Origin of the sequence: Phenylobacterium sp. (assembly GCF_044371015.1) — a bacterium.
GTDB lineage: Bacteria > Pseudomonadota > Alphaproteobacteria > Caulobacterales > Caulobacteraceae > Phenylobacterium.
In genome coordinates this window covers 1-5,665 of record NZ_JBILUK010000209.1, presented here as the reverse complement: position 1 = coordinate 5,665, position 5,665 = coordinate 1, and the positions used below count along the sequence as shown (strand labels likewise).

7 protein-coding genes are annotated in these 5,665 nt (G+C 68.4%); 2 read left to right on the top strand and 5 right to left on the bottom strand.

All coding sequences use genetic code 11. From position 1 onward, the window contains the following. The 3 genes from ACIQ3R_RS14480 to ACIQ3R_RS14470 form a co-directional block, all read right to left on the bottom strand. A partial coding sequence (locus ACIQ3R_RS14480) for a tRNA-dihydrouridine synthase (protein WP_397419567.1) occupies nucleotides 1-123 on the bottom strand: 123 nt, incomplete at its 3' end. A 75-nt stretch (nucleotides 124-198) separates the two neighbouring features. Continuing rightward, the gene (locus tag ACIQ3R_RS14475; RefSeq protein WP_397419566.1) at nucleotides 199-621 is read right to left on the bottom strand and encodes a MaoC/PaaZ C-terminal domain-containing protein; all 423 of its coding nucleotides are present in this window, start codon (nucleotides 619-621) and stop codon (nucleotides 199-201) included. Nucleotides 622-634: 13 nt separating this feature from the next. Next, on the bottom strand, nucleotides 635-1,132 hold the full coding sequence (locus ACIQ3R_RS14470; protein WP_397419565.1) for a MaoC family dehydratase N-terminal domain-containing protein: 498 nt from the start codon (nucleotides 1,130-1,132) through the stop codon (nucleotides 635-637). Between the two features lie 156 nt (nucleotides 1,133-1,288). On the opposite strand from ACIQ3R_RS14470, the gene ACIQ3R_RS14465 reads away from it, so the two are divergent. Together ACIQ3R_RS14465 and ACIQ3R_RS14460 are read left to right on the top strand one after the other, a co-directional pair. Further along, nucleotides 1,289-2,782, top strand: a complete 1,494-nt coding sequence (locus tag ACIQ3R_RS14465) for an amidase (RefSeq protein WP_397419564.1) — start codon at nucleotides 1,289-1,291, stop codon at nucleotides 2,780-2,782. Between the two features lie 17 nt (nucleotides 2,783-2,799). Beyond that, nucleotides 2,800-3,669, top strand: coding sequence for a sulfurtransferase (locus ACIQ3R_RS14460; RefSeq protein WP_397419563.1), 870 nt, complete (start codon nucleotides 2,800-2,802; stop codon nucleotides 3,667-3,669). Between the two features lie 42 nt (nucleotides 3,670-3,711). Here the strand turns inward: ACIQ3R_RS14460 and ACIQ3R_RS14455 are convergent, their stop codons facing one another. Both ACIQ3R_RS14455 and ACIQ3R_RS14450 read right to left on the bottom strand, forming a co-directional pair. After that, the gene (locus ACIQ3R_RS14455) at nucleotides 3,712-5,043 is read right to left on the bottom strand and encodes a serine hydrolase (protein ID WP_397419562.1); all 1,332 of its coding nucleotides are present in this window, start codon (nucleotides 5,041-5,043) and stop codon (nucleotides 3,712-3,714) included. A gap of 86 nt (nucleotides 5,044-5,129) precedes the next feature. Then, on the bottom strand, nucleotides 5,130-5,665 hold a 536-nt coding region (locus ACIQ3R_RS14450; RefSeq protein WP_397419561.1), incomplete at its 5' end, for a TauD/TfdA dioxygenase family protein.

The following is a 5,665-nucleotide window of genomic DNA, read 5'->3' as shown; positions in this document are numbered from 1 at the left end:
CAACAGCCGCGCCCGGTCCCCGTGCAGCACGGCGCCGGTCGTCAGCATCTCGGTGTAGAGCCGGGTGCGACGGGTCAAGGCGCGATGAAACGCCCGGCAATGCCGGTCGGTCCAATCCATCATCGGCGCCACGGATAGCCGGCTCATGCGCCGCGCGTTTACGCCGGATCGGCCGGCGGCGCGAGATGGCGCGCGGGCTTACGGATCGACGCGCGCTTCGGCGTAGCCGCTCAGCACCTCGACCCCGTTCTGGTTGGTCGTCGAGACGTCGAGCTCCACTAGCTTCACGCCATCCCGTTCGGTGAGGGCCTTCACGGTCGCCTTGGCGTCCAGAGTGTCGCCCGGAAACACCTGGCTGGTGAAGCGCACGCCGTACTTGGTCAGGCGCGCATCGCCAACATAGTCGGTCAGCATCTTGCCGGTCATGCCCATGGTCAGCATGCCGTGCGCGAAGACCGAGGGATATCCGGCCACCTGCGTGGTGAAAATCTCGTCGGTGTGCAGCGGATTGTAGTCGCCCGACGCGCCCGCGTACTGGACGATCTGGGTGCGCTTCAGGTCCTCGACCAGGCGGGCGGTGTGTTCCTGGCCGACGGCCAGTTTGGCGGCGCTCAAAGGCATCTGGCGGGCTCCCTTACTTCTGCTCGACCGGGCGTTCGGTGCGCACACCTACGCCGCGCGCGGTGACGACCAGATCGCCGTCCTGATTGCGGTATTCCGTTACGCTCTCCGAAAACACCAGCTTGCCCGAGCGGCGGCCCTCCTTCTCCCAGGTCTTGCCCGGAAAGGTCTTGGAGGTCAGCACGTCGCCGGCGCGCAGCGGCCGATGATACTCGTAGTGCTGCTCAGCATGCAGCCCACCCCCGCCGCCGCCGCCACCGCCGCCCGACGCGCGGGTGACGCCGGTGGCGTTCTTGCCGGAGCCGAACCAGGGCTGGCCGACCTTCGGTCGCAGGAAGTAGTTCGGATCGAACTGGGCGCTCGACTGCACGAAGGTCGGCGGCGCGATGATGCCGCCCGCCTCCGTGGCCTTGGCCTTCTCTCGGTCGGTATAGACGACGTTCTCATCGCCGATTGAGCGGGCGAACATCAGGATGTGCCCCTCTTCGACGGGGAATCTCTCTGCGGCCATGGTGTGCGTCTCCCTCGCGGCGTCTCGTCGGCGGATACCGTGGCTTCAAATCAAGGCGACGCCGCTCCTGGCGTCAAGGCTCTTGCAGCCAATGGGTCGCGGCGTCCAAGCTGCCCGGCAAGGGCCGTCAGTCGCCCACCTAGGGGAAAGAACACCATGACCTCCATCACCCGCCGCGCGCTCGGCGCTTCCGTCGGCGGCCTCGCCTTCGCGGGCCTCGCCGCCCGGGCCCAGGCCCAGGCACCGGCCGTGAAGACCGCCTGGCCGGACGCGGTCGAAACGGCCGCCATGATCAAGGACGGACGCACCACGGCCGAGGCCGCAACCCGCACCGCGATCGAGGCCGCGCTGAAGCTGCAACCCAAGCTCAACTTCCTGGTCGCCTCGGACTTTGACCGTGCGCTCGACCGCGCCAAACCGGGCGGGCTCTCCGGCGCCTTCGGCGGCGTGCCGTTCCTGATCAAGGACCTCGACGACTTCGCCGGCACGCCCACGCGTTCGGGCTCGCGCGCCATGATGGCTCTGCCGCCGGCCCGCACCAGCGCCCCGCTCGTCGACGGCTATGTGCGGTCCGGCCTGAATGTCATAGGCAAGTCGTCGACGCCGGAGTTCGGCTTTCTGCCGACCACTGAGCCGGTGGGATTTGGCCCGACCCGCAACCCTTGGGACCTGGGCCGCTCGTCCGGCGGCTCGTCCGGCGGAGCGGCGGCGGCGGTCGCAGCTGGCGTGGTGCCGGCCGCCCACGCCAGCGACGGCGGCGGCTCTATCCGTATTCCTTCATCCTGCTGCGGAGTCCTGGGCCTAAAGCCCTCGCGCGGCCGGATGATCGGATCGCGCAACGAACTCCAGGTGACCAACATCGGGGTCCAGAACGTGCTCAGCCGCACGGTTCGCGACAGCGCCGCCCTGTTCGCCGCCACCGAAGACTCTGGCCCCGGCGCCCGGTTCAAGCCCGTCGGCCTCGTAACCCAGCCGCTCAGGCGCCGTCTGCGTGTCGGCCTCGTCATCGAAGGCGGGGCCGGCAAGGCCCCCTCACCCGAGGTCCGCGCCGCCACTGAGGCCGCGGCCAAGCTGATGGAAAGCCTGGGCCACCGCATCGAGACGACCCGCTGGCCCATCGCCCAGACCTTCATCAACGACTTCCTGCTGCTCTGGGGGTCAGGCGCAGCCGATGCCGCCGACAGCATCGGCAAGATGCGCGGCAAGCCCGCCGACGGCGAGGTCCTCGAACCCTTCAGCCTGGGCATGGCCAAGCTGGCGCGCGATGCCGGTCCCGCCGCGCTCCCGGCCACGATTGGCCGGCTGACCCAGGCTGCGGCGGCCTACGACCCCTGGTTCGACAAGGGACGCTTCGACGTCATTCTCTCGCCGGTGCTCGCCTGGGCCGCGCCGCCGCTGGGCGAAGTCGGCCCCAACGTTCCCTTCGACACCTTGATCGAGCGGCTGATCGAGTATGTCGGCTACACCACCTATCACAACGTCGCCGGCGGCCCGGCGATCAGCGTGCCGCTCGGCTGGACCCCGGGAGGCCTCCCGGTCGGCGCCCAGTTCGCCGCCCGCGTCGGCCAGGAAGGTCTGCTGCTTCAGCTCGCCTACCAGCTCGAGCTGGCCCAGCCCTGGGCCGGCAAGGTCCCGCCGGTGCGGGCGTGACAACCCCGGAGACGATCATGAGCGGTTGGGACGGACGCGGGCTGGTCTCCACGGACTGGCTGGCCGCGAATCTGAGTGACCCGGACCTCCGGGTCTTCGACGCTACGGTCCACCTGCGGCCCGCCAAACCGGGGCCCTATGTGGTCGAGAGCGGGCGGGCCGACTACGAGGCCGGCCACATTCCGGGCGCCGCCTTTCTCGATCTGGCGCGCGACCTTTCGGACGCCGCCTCGGCGCTCGGGTTCACGCGGCTCAAGGGCCAGGCCCTGGCCGACGCCCTTGGCGCCGCAGGGATCGGGCCGGGGCATAAGGTCGTCTGTTACAGCACCAGCACGCCCATGTGGGCGACGCGCCTGTGGTGGATGCTGCGCTCGGCGGGCCTGGCCGACGTGGCGGTGCTGGACGGCGGCTTCGCCCGCTGGACCGCCGAGGGCCGCCCGGTCGAGACCGAGAGCCGCCGCTATCCCGCCGTGAAGGCCGTGATCACCGAGCGCCCCGACGCCTGGGCCGACAAGCACGATGTGCTGGCCGCCATAGACGACGGCGGGGTGTGCACCATCAACGCGCTGTCCGCCGGGGTCCACTCCGGCGAGGCGGAGATGAACTATGGCCGCAAGGGCCACATCAAGGGCAGCCGCAACGTGCCCTACGCCGCCCTGCTGGATGCAGAAGGCCGCTATCGCAGCGACGCCGAACTCCGGGCCCTGTTCGAAGCCGTCGGCGCCTTCGAGCGGCCTCGGGTGATCTTCTATTGCGGCGGCGGCATCTCCGCGACCATGGACGCCCTGGCCCTGACCCGCCTCGGCCACCCCTCCGTCGCGGTCTACGACGGCTCCATGTCGGAATGGACCAAGGACCCGAACCTGCCGATGGAGACAGGGGCGTAAAGCACAGGCTCGGCGCGATGAATCACACGACCCGTAGAGGCTCTACCTGGACGTTCCGACCGACTTCTCGCCTATAACAATCCCTTCGCCGGCGCTGCGCAGCACAGCAAGGTCGGGGCGAACCCGCGGGCCGCGATCGAAGACAAAGAACAGACCCCAGAGGTCCTTTTCGCGATCGATCCAGGGCATGGCGCCCCAGGCGCCGCCAGAACTGATCACCGGACACGAAAGGTCTGGCGCAACTTTCTCGCACCACAGCGCGAAACCGTAGGAGCGTCCGCCCTCCGCGCCGGCGCCCTGCCAGCGGTGGGGCAGACCGTGGGCGTAGTCGCGCTCAATCAGCTTGATCGCCTCGGCGGGATAGACCTGCTTGCTACCGACCTTGCCGCCGGTCGCCATCATCATCAGGAAACGCGAGAAGTCGCGCGGCGTGGTCCACAGACCGGCCTGCAGGTTAGAATTGGGGAGATCGAGCGCATCGCGGCTGCTGCGCGGGTGGCCGAAATGGCTGTCGGTCATGCCCGCGGGATCGCGCACCGTCCGGTTCCAAAGCGCCACAAACGGCTCTCCGGTCGCTGCAACGGCCCAGGCTGCGCCGACCTGTTGGGTCCATCCGCCATAGGCGAACTGCGTGTTCGGCGTGGTGACGAGCGGCAACGCCAGCAATCGATCCGCAGCTTCGCTGATGTTCATGCGTGGATCGAGCGCGATATCCTGCGTGCCTTCGTTCACGCTCGTCGCGCCGGCGGTGAAGGACATCAGGCGCGCCAAGGTCAGGTCGCCTTTCGGCGTGCCAGCGAAGCCCGGCTTCCATGTCGAAAGCTTGGCGTTCATGTCGAGCTTGCCGGCGACGACGGCCGCTGCGATCGCCGCGCCGCCCGGCCATTTGCTGGCCGAGGCCATGTTGATCCGCGTGCTTGGGCCGTAGCTGCCCCCATAGCCCTCAAACAGCACCCTGTCGCCGCGCCCAATCAACAGCGCCACGCCGTCAAGTTCGTGATGCGCGACGAACTGGTCCAGCGCTCGATCCAGCGCCTTCCAGTCCTTCGGTGGGTTCTTCGGATCCAACGCGGGGCCGCGAGCCAGGCGCGCTTCAAGGCGGTCAAGTTCGGCCCGCAGTTCGTCCGGGCTGATGTCGCCGGACTTGTCCTTGTCCGCGCGCGGATAGGCCGAGCCCAACGTGATCGGCAGTTCGGTTTCCTGCAGCCTCCCGTCCCTGTTGGCGTCCAACCGCTCGAACGGCAGCGCTCGCATAACGGCCAGTTCGCGCATCGCGCCCTCGCGCGCACCTTGCGCGGCCGGGGGCGTCTGAGCAGCAACCGGCGCGCCCATTAGCAGCGCACCCGCGATCCCCATAAAGACCTGCAATCGCATGCCAACCATCCTGGTTCACCTGTATCTGCGCCGGCTATGCCCGCGCGTCGAAGTCGCCCCGATCAGAACGCCCTGCCCGCGCACTCTCAGACTGGAACTTCGCCCCGCACCGTGGTCCGGTGCATCACCCGCAGGTGGCCGTCATAGCCGCCCTCGGCGAAGTGCATGGTGCGGCGGTTGTCCCACATGAGCACCATCCCGGGCCGCCACTTGTGCCGATACTGATACTTGGGCTGCAGCAGGTGCTTGTAGAGAAACCCCAGCACCGCATCCGTCTCCATCTCCGTCAGACCCTCGATGCCGATCGTATAGGTCGGGCTGACATAGAGCGCCTTGCGGCCACTCTCGCCGTGAGTGCGGACAAGCGGGTGGCTGTGCTGTTTGTCGGCCTCTTCCGAGTAGAGGATTTTCATGGTCCGCTGGACGGTCTCCTTGGCGTACATCCCTTGCGCGCCATAGGGCCGGGTTGCGGAATGGATGGCCCGCAGCGGCGCCAGCAGCGCCTTCATGGTCTCAGAGAGATCATCATATGCGCGCTGGGCGTCGACGAAGAGGGTGTCGCCACCCACTGGCGGCACCACTTCCGAGCGAAGGATCGTCGCCGATGGCGGCGTGACCTGGA

Excerpts from the sequence above, each read along its gene's own strand:
- ACIQ3R_RS14470 (WP_397419565.1), bottom strand. The coding sequence starts at position 1,132 with ATGGCCGCAGAGAGATTCCCCGTCGAAGAGGGGCACATCCTGATGTTC.
- ACIQ3R_RS14475 (WP_397419566.1), bottom strand. The coding sequence starts at position 621 with ATGCCTTTGAGCGCCGCCAAACTGGCCGTCGGCCAGGAACACACCGCC.
- ACIQ3R_RS14455 (WP_397419562.1), bottom strand. The coding sequence starts at position 5,043 with ATGCGATTGCAGGTCTTTATGGGGATCGCGGGTGCGCTGCTAATGGGC.
- ACIQ3R_RS14465 (WP_397419564.1), top strand. The coding sequence starts at position 1,289 with ATGACCTCCATCACCCGCCGCGCGCTCGGCGCTTCCGTCGGCGGCCTC.
- ACIQ3R_RS14460 (WP_397419563.1), top strand. The coding sequence starts at position 2,800 with ATGAGCGGTTGGGACGGACGCGGGCTGGTCTCCACGGACTGGCTGGCC.